At 69.5% G+C, this 13,903-nt stretch carries 11 protein-coding genes; 10 read left to right on the top strand and 1 reads right to left on the bottom strand.

Features of this window, described 5'->3' with window-relative positions:
* The 7 genes from D7V77_RS07505 to D7V77_RS07535 all read left to right on the top strand — a co-directional run.
* The coding region (locus D7V77_RS07505) for a tol-pal system YbgF family protein (protein WP_233596747.1) at nt 1-671 on the top strand (671 nt) is incomplete at its 5' end.
* 27 nt (nt 672-698) lie between these two features.
* Complete coding sequence (locus tag D7V77_RS07510; RefSeq protein WP_120575581.1) at nt 699-1,913, top strand: LysM peptidoglycan-binding domain-containing protein; 1,215 nt, start codon at nt 699-701, stop codon at nt 1,911-1,913.
* 140 nt (nt 1,914-2,053) lie between these two features.
* A complete protein-coding gene (locus D7V77_RS07515; protein WP_120575582.1) occupies nt 2,054-3,184 on the top strand; it encodes a DNA-processing protein DprA in 1,131 nt (376 codons plus the stop codon).
* A gap of 23 nt (nt 3,185-3,207) precedes the next feature.
* On the top strand, nt 3,208-5,799 hold the full coding sequence (gene topA, locus D7V77_RS07520; RefSeq protein WP_120575583.1) for a type I DNA topoisomerase: 2,592 nt from the start codon (nt 3,208-3,210) through the stop codon (nt 5,797-5,799).
* A 163-nt stretch (nt 5,800-5,962) separates the two neighbouring features.
* The gene (locus D7V77_RS07525) at nt 5,963-6,718 is read left to right on the top strand and encodes a MotA/TolQ/ExbB proton channel family protein (protein WP_120575584.1); all 756 of its coding nucleotides are present in this window, start codon (nt 5,963-5,965) and stop codon (nt 6,716-6,718) included.
* Nucleotides 6,719-6,743: 25 nt separating this feature from the next.
* Complete coding sequence (locus D7V77_RS07530; protein ID WP_120575585.1) at nt 6,744-7,268, top strand: biopolymer transporter ExbD; 525 nt, start codon at nt 6,744-6,746, stop codon at nt 7,266-7,268.
* A 2-nt stretch (nt 7,269-7,270) separates the two neighbouring features.
* Nucleotides 7,271-7,849 carry a biopolymer transporter ExbD gene (locus D7V77_RS07535; protein WP_120575586.1) on the top strand — a complete coding sequence of 193 codons (579 nt, stop codon included), beginning with the start codon at nt 7,271-7,273 and terminating at the stop codon, nt 7,847-7,849.
* A gap of 62 nt (nt 7,850-7,911) precedes the next feature.
* On the opposite strand, the gene D7V77_RS07540 is transcribed toward D7V77_RS07535, so the two are convergent.
* Complete coding sequence (locus D7V77_RS07540; RefSeq protein ID WP_120575587.1) at nt 7,912-8,304, bottom strand: TraR/DksA C4-type zinc finger protein; 393 nt, start codon at nt 8,302-8,304, stop codon at nt 7,912-7,914.
* Nucleotides 8,305-8,532: 228 nt separating this feature from the next.
* Here D7V77_RS07540 and trmFO point away from each other — a divergent pair, with 228 nt between their 5' ends.
* From trmFO to D7V77_RS07555, 3 genes are all read left to right on the top strand, one after another.
* Entirely contained in the window at nt 8,533-9,897 is a 1,365-nt protein-coding gene (gene trmFO, locus D7V77_RS07545; RefSeq protein ID WP_120575588.1) for a methylenetetrahydrofolate--tRNA-(uracil(54)-C(5))-methyltransferase (FADH(2)-oxidizing) TrmFO, read from the top strand.
* Nucleotides 9,894-11,513, top strand: coding sequence for a PD40 domain-containing protein (locus D7V77_RS07550; RefSeq protein ID WP_120575589.1), 1,620 nt, complete (start codon nt 9,894-9,896; stop codon nt 11,511-11,513). Before trmFO ends, D7V77_RS07550 begins: the two co-directional genes overlap by 4 nt.
* Before the next feature lie 103 nt (nt 11,514-11,616).
* Nucleotides 11,617-13,887, top strand: a complete 2,271-nt coding sequence (locus tag D7V77_RS07555; RefSeq protein WP_120575590.1) for a kinesin — start codon at nt 11,617-11,619, stop codon at nt 13,885-13,887.
* Nucleotides 13,888-13,903 lie beyond the last annotated feature (16 nt).

Genomic DNA, 13,903 nt, shown 5'->3' on the forward strand with positions numbered 1-13,903 from the left:
CCGCCGCGTCGTCCCCGAAGGCCCCCGCGAGCGCGAAGCCGGAGGCCGCCTCGCCGGAAGTGGGCGAGCCGCTGGGTCTGGCGCCGGCGGAGTTGACGGTGGTCCGGCTCAAGCCGAAGAAGGAACCCGCGCCGCGCATCAACACGGCGGTGGCGGTGATGGAGCCGGACACCGACCAGATGGAGATGTTCATCTCTCCGGTGGAGGGCTCGTCGGGGACGGGCTCGGTCAGCCTGGGAGGCTCGATGGCCTCCACCACGGCCACCCGCATGGAGCCGCCGGAGAAGGATCCGGACATCCTCGACGCCGAGTACGAGCGCGCGGTGGCCATGCTGCGCACCGGCAACGTGGAAGGCGGCGTGGAGACGCTCACGCGCTTCGCGGCGGAGAACCCGCGCCACCCTCGCGCCGACAACGCCCTGTACTTCAGCGGCCTGGGCCAGATGGGGCTCAAGGACGCGACCGGCGCGGCCAAGACGTTCGAGAAACTCATCAAGAACTACCCCGCCGGGGATGCCGTCCAGGACGGCATGCTCCGGCTCGCGGAGTGCCGGGTGCGGCTGAACCAGGCCGTGGATGCCCGAGCCCTCTATACCCGCGTCGTCACCCAGTTCCCGGGGACGGCCGCCGCCACGCAGGCGGAGCAGCGGCTCGCCGCGCTCTCGCCGTAAGCCCTTTTTGTGAAAGGAAGTCGTCCGATGCGCTCCCGGATCCTCGCCTCCCTGCTCGTGCCCCTCACCGTCGCGCCGGCATGGACGGCTTTCGCCCAGGACGCGCAGGAGGATGAATCCCAGTCGTCCTCCGAGACGGAAGGGCAGGACATCTCCGACGACGTGGAGCAGCGCCCCACCTCCGTCACGCTCCCGCCCGGCGCCGCGCAGGGCCGTGAGAGCGCGCCCGGTCAGGTGCACACGGTGGAGACGGGCGACACGCTGTGGGACCTGTCCCAGCGCTACCTGGGCAGCCCCTGGTACTGGCCCAAGGTCTGGTCCTACAACCCGCAGATCGCCAACCCGCACTGGATCTACCCGGGCAACAACGTGAAGTTCTTCCCCGGCGGCGAGGAGGTGCCCTCGCGCGTGGAGGCCGGTGACCTGCCCTCCGACGACGTGGCTGCGCCCACGGACGTGAGCGGCGGCCGACTGGTGTCGGTGGTCGGGAAGATCGGCTTCGACCCGTCCGCCTCCAGCCCGGTGACGACCAAGGGCTTCGTGACGACGCGCGAACTGGACGAGGCGGGCCGCATCGAGGGCTCGACCTCCGAGGCGCTGATGCTCTCCGCCCCGGAGAAGGTCTACCTGCGCTTCAAGAAGCGCGGGTCCGCCAAGATTGGCGACCGCTACGTCATCTTCCACACCGTGGAAGAGGTGAAGCACCCGGTGTCCAACGCGCGCACGGGCTACCTCACGGAGCTCCTGGGCACGGTACAGGTCGTCTCCATCAACAACGACGTGGTCACCGCGCGCATCATGGAGACGTGGGACCCCATCGCCCGTGGCGACCTGGTGGGCCCCTCCAGCGAGAAGCTGTCGGAGCGCATCGCCCCCAAGCCCAACAGCAAGGAGATCCCCGGCTTCGTGCTCACGCCGATGACGCCGGGCCAGACGCTGCTGGGCGAGCACAACTTCATCGTCGTGGACCGCGGCACCGCGGACGGCGTCCAGGTGGGCAACACGTTCACCATCGAGCGCCGCGGCGACCCCAGCAAGGACGTGCTCGGCCGCAGCGACTACAAGATGGGCGACGCGGGCAAGGAGCAGAAGGCCTACCCCTGGGAGGCCGTGGCCCAGTGCATGGTCACCGAAGTGCGTGAGCGCACCTCCAACTGCCTGATGACCCGGTCCATGGTGGAGATCTCCGCCGGCGACCGCGCCACCATGCGCAAGGACGGAACGCCCACCGCCAGCCGCTGACCCAAGGCGGCGATCGGCAGGAATGCTGCATTCCGACCCGCCCGGGAAGGGCGGGTCGCTTGACCCTCGAAGAACCGGTGTTATGTGTCACGCCCCTCCCGGGACCACCTCTATATAGGTGGGAAACAGGCGGGGACGGCATGGCGGACACAAACACGGATACGCACCTACACTGGGACGAGCAGCGCGCCACCCTGGCGCTCTGGGCCATTGCTGGCCTGGGGCCCCGGACGTTGGACGCCGTGCGCGCGTTCGCCGGTGGGGCGCTGTCCCGGCTCGCGTCCACGCCCGTGCGGGACTGGGTGGCGGACGTGCCGGTGCCCGCGACCGTCCGCCAGCGGCTGGCCGCCGTCGCATCGCTGGACGCCCTGGCGTCCCGGACGGAAGAGGCCTGTGCCCGGACGGGGCTCCAGGTGGCCTTCGCGGGCTCGCCGGCCTATCCCGCCCGGATGGTGGGGCTGGAGGACGCGCCCCCGCTGCTGTTCTTCCTGGGCAACCCGGGGCCGCCCCGCCGCAGGCTGGCGATGGTGGGCAGCCGCCATCCGGATCAGGGCTTCCTGCCGTTCGCGCGCTCCTTCGCCCGGAAGGTGGCGGAGTCAGGGGTGGGGGTGGTGTCGGGCGCGGCGGAGGGCGTGGACCGGGCCTGCCACTGGGGCGCGCTGGATGTGGGCGCGGAGACGTGGGCCTTCCTGGGCTCCGCGCTGGACGCGTTGGACCCCGCCCAGGCCCGGATGCTGCCCCACTTCCTGGAGCGGGGAGGGGTGTACTTCAGCGAGCTGCCGCCGGGAGTCCGAGCGAGCACGACGACCTTCCCCCGGCGCAACCGGCTCATCGCTGGCGCGTCGGATGCGGTGCTGGTGATGCGGGCGGGGGAGGGTTCCGGGGCCCTGTACACGGCGGAGGCGGCGCGGGTGCAGGGCCGGCCGGTGTTCGCCCTGCCCGGGGACGTCTGGCAGCCGGCCGCGGCGGGCTGCAACGCCCTGCTGGCGGACGGGCTGGCCCGCGCATGTACGTCCGCGGAATCGATTTGTGCGGTGGTGGGCGTTCACCCGGTCCGCGCGGTGCCTGCGGGGCGGGACAGTGGGTGGTGGGAGGCGCTGTCGGCGGAAGCGCGCGGGGCCTATGGGCTGTTGGACCGGGCTCCCCGTTCGTTCGACGAGGTGCTCGCCGCAAGCCCGCTGTCGCCCGCGGCGCTCACGAGCGCCCTGGTGGAGTTGGAATTGTCGGGGCTGGTGGTCCAGCACCCGGGTAAACGGTACGAGAAGGTCTAGAGGCAGTTCGAGGTAGGAGAGCCATGGCCACGCGGAAGAAGACACAGGCGGCGCAGACGGAGGCGGCGGCGGAGGAGGAGACGCCCAAGAAGGCGGCTGCGAAGAAGCCGGCGGCCAAGAAGGCCGCCAAGAAGAAGACGGCGGCGAAGAAGACGACCGCCAAGAAGAAGACGGCGGCCCGTCGCCGTGGCGCGGACGCCGAAGAGCTCCCCACCGTGGACGCGGACGCCGAAGAGGAAGTGCCCGAGCGCCGTGGCAAGGGCCCGCACTACCTGGTGGTGGTGGAGTCGCCCGCCAAGGCCAAGACGATCAAGAAGTACCTGGGCTCCGGCTACACGGTGAAGGCCTCCGTGGGGCACGTGAAGGACCTGCCCAAGAGCAAGATTGGCGTCGACGTGGAGGACGACTTCAAGCCCGAGTACACGGTCATCAAGGGCAAGGAGAAGGTCCTCAACGAGCTGAAGAAGATGGCCAAGACGGTGGACCGCGTCTTCCTGGCGACGGACCCCGACCGCGAGGGCGAGGCCATCGCCTGGCACATCAAGGAGGAGCTGGGCCACCCGGACTCCCTGCGGGTGACCTTCAACGAGATCACCAAGCGCGCCGTGCAGGAAGCCATCGCGCAGCCGCGCCAGCTCAACCAGGACAACTACGACTCGCAGCAGACCCGCCGCATCCTTGACCGGCTCGTCGGCTATCAAATCTCGCCGCTGCTCTGGAAGAAGATCCGCCGGGGCCTGTCCGCCGGCCGCGTGCAGTCCGTGGCGGTGCGCCTCATCGTCGAGCGCGAGGCGGAGATCAAGGCCTTCCAGCCCGAGGAGTACTGGACGCTGGACGCGCTGGTGCAGGGCCCGCAGGGGCCGCCGCCCTTCAAGGCGAAGCTGTCCCGCGTGGACGGCAAGAAGGTGGAACTCAAGGACCGCGCCACCACGGACGGGCTCGTCGCGGAGCTGAAGGACGCGCCCTTCACCGTGGCGAAGGTGGACCGCAAGGAGCGGCGCCGCAACGCGCCCGCGCCCTTCATCACCTCCAAGCTCCAGCAGGAGGCGGCGAACCGGCTGCACTTCACCGCCAAGAAGACGATGACGCTGGCGCAGAAGCTGTACGAAGGCGTGCCGCTGGGTGAGGAGGGCCAGACGGCGCTCATCACGTACATGCGCACGGACTCCACGCGTCTGTCCGACGACGCAGTGACGCAGGTGCGCGAGTTCATTGGCCAGAAGTACGGCGCGGACTACCTGCCGCCGGAGCCCATGGTCTACAAGAGCCGCAAGAGCGCCCAGGACGCGCACGAGGCCATCCGGCCCACGTCCCTGGAGTACCCGCCCGAGCGCGTGCGTCCCTTCTTCGACGCCATGGACGAGCTGGACATGTTCCGGCTCTACGAGCTCATCTGGAACCGCTTCGTCGCGTGCCAGATGAAGCCCGCCGTGTACGATCAGACGGCCGCGGACATCACCGCGGGCCGCGCCACCTTCCGCGCGTCCGGCAGCACCCTGAAGTTCCCCGGCTACCTGGGCGTCTACGGCGCCGGCCTCACGCCGGAAGAGGAGTCCGAGCGCGACAAGGCCAAGGCCGCCGGTGAAGAGGGCGCCGAGGACGTGGTGGGCGAGCTGCCCCCGCTCAACGAGGGCGAGGTCCTCTCGCTGGACAAGCTGCTCAACGAACAGCACTTCACCCAGCCGCCTCCGCGCTTCAGCGAAGCGACGCTGGTGAAGGAGCTGGAGGAGCGCGGCATCGGGCGTCCGTCCACGTACGCGGCCATCCTCTCCAACATCCAGGACAAGAAGTACGTGGAGAAGCTGGAGAGCCGCTTCCGTCCCACGGACCTGGGCCAGATGACCAACGAGCTCCTGGTGAAGCACTTCCCCCATGAGCTGGACGTGTCGTTCACGGCCAGCATGGAGGAGAAGCTGGACCAGATCTCCGACGGCGGCGCGTCCTGGAAGACGGTGCTGCACGACTTCTACGGCCCCTTCAAGGAGACGCTGGAGAAGGCCGAAGCGGAGATGCGCGACGTCAAGCGCGAGGAGATCAAGACCGACATCGCCTGCGAGAAGTGCGGCAACCCGTTCGTCATCAAGTTCGGGAAGATGGGCCACTTCCTCGCCTGCTCGAACTACCCCGACTGCAAGAACACCAAGGACTTCAAGCGGGACGCCGAGGGCAAGATCGTCATCGTGGAGGAGGAGACCACGGACGAGAAGTGCGAGAAGTGCGGCAAGCCCATGGTGATCAAGCGCGGCCGGTTCGGGCGCTTCATGGCGTGCTCGGGCTACCCGGACTGCAAGACGTCCAAGCCCATCTCCATTGGCGTCAACTGCCCGGAGTGCAAGGTGGGTTACCTCACCGAGCGCCGCAGCGGCCGCGGGAAGATCTTCTTCGGCTGCAACCGGTATCCGGAGTGCAAGTTCGCCGCGTGGGACCGTCCGCTGGCGGAAGCCTGCCCGCAGTGCGCGTCGCCCTACCTCTTGCAGAAGTTCTCCAAGCGGGACGGCGCCTACATCGCCTGCCCGAACAAGGAATGCGACTACCGCCGCGAGGTGGTGGAGCCAGCCATTCCGGGGGCTTCCACGGAGGCAGCGCCTGCTCCCACGCCCACCGTGGAAGCCTGAGCGCAAAAGCCCAGTCATTCCAGGGGGGTAGGCTCTGCCCCCTGGCTTGACACCCTCGCAGGCGAAGTCCTAGAAGTCCGGATTGCTCCCGGCCCACCAGCATGCCTCCTGCCCGTTTCGCGGCAGGAGTGCGCGCGGGGGCAGCGAAAGGACGCGGTCCGCGATGATTCCCTCCATGAATGAGTTGCTGCGTGTGGTGGTGGCCGAGGCCGCTCCCGCCGCGGCGGGCCATGCCTCTTCGGGAGGCCTGGGGGACTTCATCGTCGGCGCGTTCAAGGCCGGCGGCCCGTTCATGTTCGTGAACCTGTTCTGGCTGGCCGCCTCGCTGGCCGTGATTGGCGAGCGCGCGGTGACGCTGCTCTTCCGCTACCGCCTCAACGCGACGGCGTTCATCGAGCAGGTCCACAAGATGGTCCGCAGCGGCAACCTGGACCGCGCGGTGAAGTTCTGCGGCATGGCGCCGCGCTCGCCCCTGGCCCGCGTCATCCGCGCGGGGCTCATCAACGCGAACCGGGGTGAGCTGGAAGTGGCCAAGGCGGTGGAGGAGGCGCTGGCGGAGTACACGCCGCACGTGTCGCGCCGGGTGCAGTGGCTGTGGTCGCTCGCGAACATCGCGACGCTGGTGGGCCTGGTCGGCACCATCGTGGGCCTCATCGGCACCTTCCGCGCGCTGGGCAACGTGCCGGCGGAGCAGAAGCAGGCGCTGCTCTCCAACGGCATCTCGGAGGCCATGTACAACACGGGCTTCGGGCTCTCCATCGCGGTGCTCTGCATCGTGTCGCACCTGTTCTTCAGCAACTACTCCAAGAACATGGTGGAGCTGGTGGAGCTCAACGCGCTGAAGCTGGAGAACCTCCTGTCGCGCCGGGGCTCGCTGGAAGTCATCCCCTCGGACTCCGACGTCCGCGCCGCGTCTTGAGCCGCCGAAAGGCACCGGACACGCCATGGCGTTCCACTACTCGCGCCGAAAGCTGAAGCCGAGGGAAGAGGAGGAGGCGGGCGAGCTGAACATCGTCCCGTACCTCGACATCCTCATGAACCTCATCATCTTCATGCTGCTGTCGATTACCGGCCTCACCGCCTTTGGCGCGCTCAACGTGAACGCGCCCAGCTACGGCGCCACCGCGGGGGCGGGAGGGGACGCGGACGCGCCCAAGCTGAACCTGTCCGTGCTCATCTCCCAGAAGGGCCTCTTCATCCGAGGCGACAGCGCGGACGCCGCGCCCGCGGAGGGTGGGGCGCCCTCGGTGCCGCTGCGCGCGGATGGCACGCACGACTTCGCCGCGTTGAACGCGCGGATGGTGAAGCTCAAGGCCGCCTTCCCGAAGGAGACGAAGGTCATCGTCGCGGCGGATCCGGACATCCCCTACGACGCGCTGATCCAGACGATGGACGCCCTGCGTGAGACGACGGGCACCGTCGCCGAGCGCAAGCTGCTCTTCCCCGACGTCACCCTGGGCGTCCTCTAGCCATGTCCGAGACCGCGCCCCTGTCCGCCGAAGAAGCCGACCAGCTCGCGCGCATGCGCTACCGCCGGGCCCTCGCGCGCAAGAAGCGCAAGGAGCGCGAGGCCGCCAGCGAGGTGAAGGAGCTCAACATCACCGCGATGATGGACATGATGACCATCATCCTGGTGTTCCTCCTGAAGTCCTTCGCGTCGTCCTCCGCGGCCATCACCGCGTCCGAGGATGTCCGGCCGCCGGTGTCCTCCACGCGCGCCACGCCGAAGGACACGGTGGCCATCACCATCACCCCCAAGAACATCATGGTGGGGGACAAAGAGGTGGTGCGGCTGGAGAACGGCCGCATCCCGGCGAACCAGCTCCAGGGCGAGCGCCTGGTGCTCGGGTTGGACGCGCAGCTGAAGAAGGAAGTGCAGAAGCTCAAGTACATCGAGGAGCGCAACCCGGCGGCGCCCTTCACGCACGAGCTGTCGGTCATCGCGGACAAGATGGTCCCGTATGACCTGCTGCTCACGGTGCTCTACACGGCGGGCGTGAACGAGCTGCAGAACTACCGCTTCATCGTGCTCCAGCGCGACGCGGAGTAGCCGCCGGACACTCGACTCCCCCGCGCGGGATGGACGCACGGGGGAGCGCTCGGACGGCTTCGCTAGAGGGACAGGCTGCCCACGTGGCGCGCGGCCTCCCGCGTCTCCTGCTCGTGCACGGCGGCGTCTTCCTCACAGCGGATGGCGAAGGGCATGGCCTCCAGCCGGTCCAACGAGATTTCGTTGCCGCAGTCCACGCACTCGCCGAACACGTCGTTCTCCATGCGGCTCAACGCGGCGTCGATGAGCATGATCTCCCGGCGCTGCGCTTCGATGAGCGTGGAGAGCGTGTAGTCCGCCAGCTCCGCTTGCGCCTGTTCCTCGTACTCGGGATCACGCTCCTGATCCTTCAGGGCGGCCAGCTCCCGGCGGGCCCCCGCCTGGGCGGTCTCGGTCGTCCTGCGACGCTCCTGCAACAGGCCCCGGATCTTCAACAAGTCGTTGGCTCGGCTCATGGCTGCGTCACTCCCATCCCAGATTCGAGGTTGTAGGGCGCTCGCTCGGACGCTTCCCGTCCCGAGCGAAGACCGCGAGAAACCTAGGGTTGGATCCCAGGTGGGGAAACCTCACCTCCCATTCCGCACGCATGGTGGGACGTGGGGCAGGCGGGCGGACGTGAAAGGGCGTGGCCTCTCTGCTAACAGGGCCCTTTGGGGTCCCGGTGCGGGGGCCCGGAGGCATGCATGTCGGACGCGAAGCAGCAGCGGGTGACGGTGATTGGTGGCGGCCTGGCGGGGACGGAGTGCGCGTATCAGCTGGCGCGGCGTGGCGTGCCGGTGGTGCTGCGCGAGATGAAGCCGCACAAGCGCTCCCCGGCGCACAAGTCGGACACGCTCGCGGAGCTGGTGTGCAGCAACTCGCTGCGCTCGGACAACCCGGAGAGCGCCATTGGCCTGCTGCACGCGGAGCTGCGCGCGCTGGGTTCGCTGGTGCTCTCCAGCGCGGACCTGCACCGCGTGCCCGCGGGCGACGCGCTGGCGGTGGAGCGCGAGGGCTTCTCGCGGGAGATCACCACCCGGCTGGTGTCCGGCGCGGGCGTGGAGATTGTCGGCGGCGAGGTGGAGAGGCTTCCGGAGGACGGCGTGGTGGTGGTGGCCACGGGGCCGCTGACGTCGGAGGCGCTCACGGTGGACCTGGAGCGCCACGTGGGCACGAAGCTCTACTTCTACGACTCCATCGCGCCCATCCTGTCGGGAGACTCCATCGACATGGACATCGCGTTCCGCCAGAGCCGCTACGGCAAGGGCGGCGGGGATGACTACCTCAACCTCCCCATGACGAAGGACGAGTACTACCGCTTCGTGAACGAGGTGAAGGCGGGCCAGAAGGTGGTGCCGCACAGCTTCGAGGAACCGAAGTACTTCGAAGGGTGTCTGCCCATCGAGGTGATGGCGGAGCGAGGCGACGAAACGCTGGCCTACGGGCCCATGAAGCCCGTGGGCTTGAAGGACCCTCGCACGGGGACGGACCCGTACGCGGTGGTGCAGCTGCGCATGGAGGACCGGGCGGGCACGGCGTGGAACATGGTGGGCTTCCAGACGCGTCTGACCTGGGGTGAACAGAAGCGCATCTTCAGCACGTGCATCCCGGGCCTCCAGAATGCGGAGTTCCTGCGGATGGGGCAGATCCACCGCAACACGTTCATCGACTCGCCCCGCCTGCTGGCGGAGGACCTGTCGTTGAAGACGGAGCGGCGGGTGTTCTTCGCGGGACAGGTGACGGGCGTGGAGGGCTACGTGGAGAGCGCGGCGTGCGGCTACATGGTGGCGCTGGCGGTGCACGCGCGGCTGACGGGCACCGCGTTCGTGCCGCCCCCGGCCACGACGGCGCTGGGGTCGCTGTACCGGCACCTCACCGGGGAAGCGCACCCGCCGGATCACCCGCACCAGCCCACCAACGTCATCTACGGCCTGTTCCCGCCGCTGTCCGGGCGGATGAAGAAGGCGGACAAGCGCGCGGCCTACTCGGCGCGGGCGAAGCAGGACCTGGCGGCCTGGCTGCCACTCGCGGGCGTTGTCGCCCAGACGGAAGGACAGACGAGCGCATGATGCGAACCGGGATGGTGGGCCTGCTGGCCCTGCTGGCGGTGTCGGGGTGCAAGAAGGGCGAGGACAACGCCGCGCCCTCCCAGCGCAGCGCCGCGCAGGGGGACACGGTCCGCAGCGCGGCGAAGGGCACCGCGGTGGTGGGCGGGCAGGGGCAGTTGCTCGCGGCGGGGCGCGCGGCGGACTTGCGCCTGTCTCCGGACGGGCAGTTCGCCACGTTCCTGCTCAACGGGCAGAAGCCCCGGCTGGACGGCATTCCGCCGCAGATGCTGATGGGCTCGCTGCACGTCGTGCCGACGGCGGGCGGGAAGTCGCGCGCGCTGGGCGACGGCGTGACGAACGTGCCGGGCAGCCTGCTGTTCTCCCAGGACTCGAAGCACCTGCTGTACGTGACGGGCTACAACCCGGCCTCGCAGTCCGGCGAGTTGAACGTGCTGTCGCTCACGGACGCGGGCGCGGAGCCGGTGAAGCTGGGCACGGCGGTGAGCTACCTGCTGCCGTCTCCGGACGGCGTGAGCGTGGCCTTCGTGGACGCGGGCACGCTGAAGCTGGGCAAGCTGCCGCAGGGGCCGTTCCAGGACGTGGCGGGCGAGGTGAGCACCGCGCAGTTCACCCCGGACGGCAAGACGCTGCTCTTCAAGCGCCGGCTGTCAGCGGCGGGCGGGCTGGCGGCGGTGACGGTGGGCTCCACGGAAGCGCCGCGCAAGCTGGCGGATCAGGTGGGCGACTACCAGGTGTCCTCCGACGGCAAGCACGTGGCCTACCAGGTGCGCAGCGAGGCCGTGCGCGGGATGTATGACCTGTTCCTCGCGGACGTGCCCGCGCTGAAGGGCACGAAGCTGGCCACGGGGACGAAGGCGTTCGGCTTCTCGCCGGATGGCCAGTGGCTGGCGCGCACGGAGAACGGCAAGCCGGAGCAGCTGGGCGACCTGCACGTGGGCCCGGCGTCCGGAGGCGCGGGGCGCAAGGTGGGCGAGGCGGTGGAGGAGATGGCGTTCGCGCCGGACTCCAAGGCGGTGGCCTTCCTGGAGAAGTATGATCAGCCGTCGCGCGCGGGCGCCCTGGGCGTGGCGTCGCTGCCGGACGGCGCGCCCAAGCGCGTGGGGGACCGGGTGCCCAACTTCGTGTGGGGCTCGGACAGCCGCTACGTGGCGTTCCTGTCGCGCTTCGTGAAGCCGGTGTTCTCCGTGGACCTGATGCTGTACGCGCTGGGCCAGGAGAAGGCGGAGAAGGTGCAGCCGGGCGTGTTCGGCTACGGCTTCGCGCCGAACAACAGCGCGGTGGTGTTCCGCACCAACTGCATCCGCAACGGCCGCGCGTGCGACTTCAAGGCCGTGGACCTGAACGAGAAGCAGGCCGAGGCGAAGACGTGGATGCAGGGCATCTTCAGCTACAAGATCTCCGAGGACGGGGCTCGCGTGCTCGCGACGTACGCGCGCATGGACGCGGACACCTACGACGTGGCCGTCTACGACGTGAAGTCGGGGGCGCGGAAGACGCTCGACCAGGGCGTGCAGGTGCCCGTGTACTTCGCGGGCAAGGATGACGCGCGAGCCGTCTACATCATCGGCCAGGGGCAGAATCCCGGCGTCTACAGCGCCGTCGCCACCGCGCAGTAGCGGGTGACCCAGGGCAGGGAGGCCGCCGGGGCCTTCCTGCCTGGGCGCGACCTGATGTTGAGGCGTGCACACCCGGACAGGGTGTGCTGTCTTCTCGCGCCGAATGGCACAGCTCGTCTATCGCCGCTATGGCGGCTCGCTCCAGGTCGACATCCCCGATTTCAACACCCTCACCGAGGCGGTGAGGATCCCCGCGACGCAATGGATGGCGCTCGCGTGCCCCATGGAGGGCATCGCGTGTGATCCGCGCTTCCTGACGCTGATGGACGCGGACGGCAACCGCCGCATCCGCGTGGAGGAACTGCGCGGCGCGGTGGATTGGACGGCGGCGCGGCTGACGGACCGCAAGGGCGCGGACGCGGGCAGCGACGTGCTGGAGCTTTCGGCGCTCTCCGATACGGCATCCAACCTCAAGGGCGCGGCGGAGCTGGTGCTGCGCACGCTCAACGCGCCGGACACCACGCGCCTGTCGCTGGAGCAGCTGCGCACCAGTGACAAGGCGCTGCGCGACGCGGGCAAGAACGGCGACGGCCTCATCGCGCCGGTGTCGCTGCCGGAGCGACTGCGGCCCCTGGCCCAGTCCATCATCGCGGCGTTCCCGCAGGTGACGAACCGCGCGGGCCTGGCGGGCGTGGACGTGGGCCTGGTGAAGCGCTTCCGGGACGAGCGCACGGCCCTGCTCGCGCACCTGGGCGGCCGGGATGCCGTGTTCACCTGGGGCACGGCGAGCCTGGAGCAGGCGAAGCGCGTGCACGATGTGGCGCCGCTGCTGGACGGCTACTTCGTGCAGTGCCGGCTGGTGGCCGCGCAGCCGGAGGCCGCCGCCAGCCTGCGCCTGCGCGCGGACCGGGTGGAGGGTGCGCTGGGTGACCTGGGCGCCATGGGCAAGGCCGCGAACGAGCTGCCCATCGCGCCCCCAGACCCGAGCGGCGTGCTGGTGTGGGCGCGGCTGTACCGCGGCGCCGGCTACGAGAAGCTGGAAGCCTTCCACCAGGAGGTGGCGACGCCGCTGCTGGGCGACGGCGTGAAGCTGACGGACACGGCCTGGCGCGAGCTGTCCTCGAAGGCGGAGGCCATCCTCGGCTGGCAGGCGAAGCGCGACGCGAGCCCCCTGCACGCGGTGGCGGACACGCTGGGCACGGTGTCGGATGAGGAACTGGACGCGCTGGAGGCGGTGAGCCGCGAGGACCTGTCGCTCAAGCCCACGCTGGACGTCATCGCGGAGCTGGAGCGGCTGGTGCTGTACCAGCGTTGGCTGCTGCAGTTCGCCAACAACTTCATCAGCATGCCCAACCTGTACCTGCCCAAGCGGCGGGCGCTGATGGAGCGGGGCACGCTCATCCTGGCGGGGCGCAAGTACACGCTGTCCGTGCTGGTGACGGACCGCGCGGCGCACGCGGCGCTGACGGGGCAGGGGACCACCTGCATCCTCTACGTGAAGGTGCTGCCCCGCGACGCGACGGATGGCTACGAGGTGGCGGTGCCCGTCACCGCGGGCCGCAGCACGGAGCTCGTCGTGGGCAAGCGTGGCGTGTTCTACGACGTGGACGGCAAGGAGAGCGACGCCATCGTCACGCAGGTCATCCGCCAGCCCGTGTCGCTCTGGGAGTCGATGACCATGCCGTTCATGCGCATCGGCGCGTTCATCACCAGCAAGGTGGAGGGGCTGGCCGCGTCCGGGGAGAAGGACTTCGATTCATCGCTGGAGTCCGGCTACAAGCAGACGGTGACCGCGCCTCCACCCACGGCGGCTCCAGCCCCGGCGGCCGCTGCGCCCGCGGCGGCTCCCTCGGGAGGCGGCATCGCGGGGGTGCTCGCGGCGGGCGGCATCGCGTTCGCGGCGCTGGGCTCTTCGCTGGCGTTCATCCTCACGCAGGTGAAGTCGCTCACGCTGGTGGACGTCATCACCGCGGCGACCATCCTGGCCATCGTGGTGATGGCGCCCGCGGGCTTGCTCGGGTGGCTGAAGCTGCGCCGGCGCAACCTGGCGCTGCTGCTGGAGGGCTCCGGTTGGGCGCTCAACGACCGGCTGATGCTCACGCGCGGCGTGGCGACGCTCATCACCCGCAAGCCGAAGCTGCCGAGCAACGCGCGCGTGGACCACGCGGACCTGGTGCGCGGGGCGCTGCGCCACACTCAGGACGACGACGAGACCGAGAGCATGTCGGTGGGGGCCCGCATCGGGCTCACGCTGGTCATCCTCTTCGTGCTGGGCTGGCAGGTGCGCGTGCCCGTCACGGAGTGGCTGTGCACGTACCACTGGCTGTCCGAGGACGCCTGCCGCGTGCTCTTGCCCAAGCTGGTGCCCACCGAGCTGCCAGCGGGGGCCATTCCCGTGGTGCCAGTCGCCCCCGCTCCGGCGCCCGCGAAGTAGGGCGGGGCTCGCGGAC

The organism is Corallococcus sp. CA041A, from assembly GCF_003612075.1.
GTDB lineage: Bacteria > Myxococcota > Myxococcia > Myxococcales > Myxococcaceae > Corallococcus > Corallococcus exiguus.

Excerpts from the sequence above, each read along its gene's own strand:
- D7V77_RS07510 (WP_120575581.1), top strand. The coding sequence starts at position 699 with ATGCGCTCCCGGATCCTCGCCTCCCTGCTCGTGCCCCTCACCGTCGCG.
- D7V77_RS07515 (WP_120575582.1), top strand. The coding sequence starts at position 2,054 with ATGGCGGACACAAACACGGATACGCACCTACACTGGGACGAGCAGCGC.
- topA (WP_120575583.1), top strand. The coding sequence starts at position 3,208 with ATGGCCACGCGGAAGAAGACACAGGCGGCGCAGACGGAGGCGGCGGCG.
- D7V77_RS07525 (WP_120575584.1), top strand. The coding sequence starts at position 5,963 with ATGATTCCCTCCATGAATGAGTTGCTGCGTGTGGTGGTGGCCGAGGCC.
- D7V77_RS07530 (WP_120575585.1), top strand. The coding sequence starts at position 6,744 with ATGGCGTTCCACTACTCGCGCCGAAAGCTGAAGCCGAGGGAAGAGGAG.
- D7V77_RS07535 (WP_120575586.1), top strand. The coding sequence starts at position 7,271 with ATGTCCGAGACCGCGCCCCTGTCCGCCGAAGAAGCCGACCAGCTCGCG.
- D7V77_RS07540 (WP_120575587.1), bottom strand. The coding sequence starts at position 8,304 with ATGAGCCGAGCCAACGACTTGTTGAAGATCCGGGGCCTGTTGCAGGAG.
- trmFO (WP_120575588.1), top strand. The coding sequence starts at position 8,533 with ATGTCGGACGCGAAGCAGCAGCGGGTGACGGTGATTGGTGGCGGCCTG.
- D7V77_RS07550 (WP_120575589.1), top strand. The coding sequence starts at position 9,894 with ATGATGCGAACCGGGATGGTGGGCCTGCTGGCCCTGCTGGCGGTGTCG.
- D7V77_RS07555 (WP_120575590.1), top strand. The coding sequence starts at position 11,617 with ATGGCACAGCTCGTCTATCGCCGCTATGGCGGCTCGCTCCAGGTCGAC.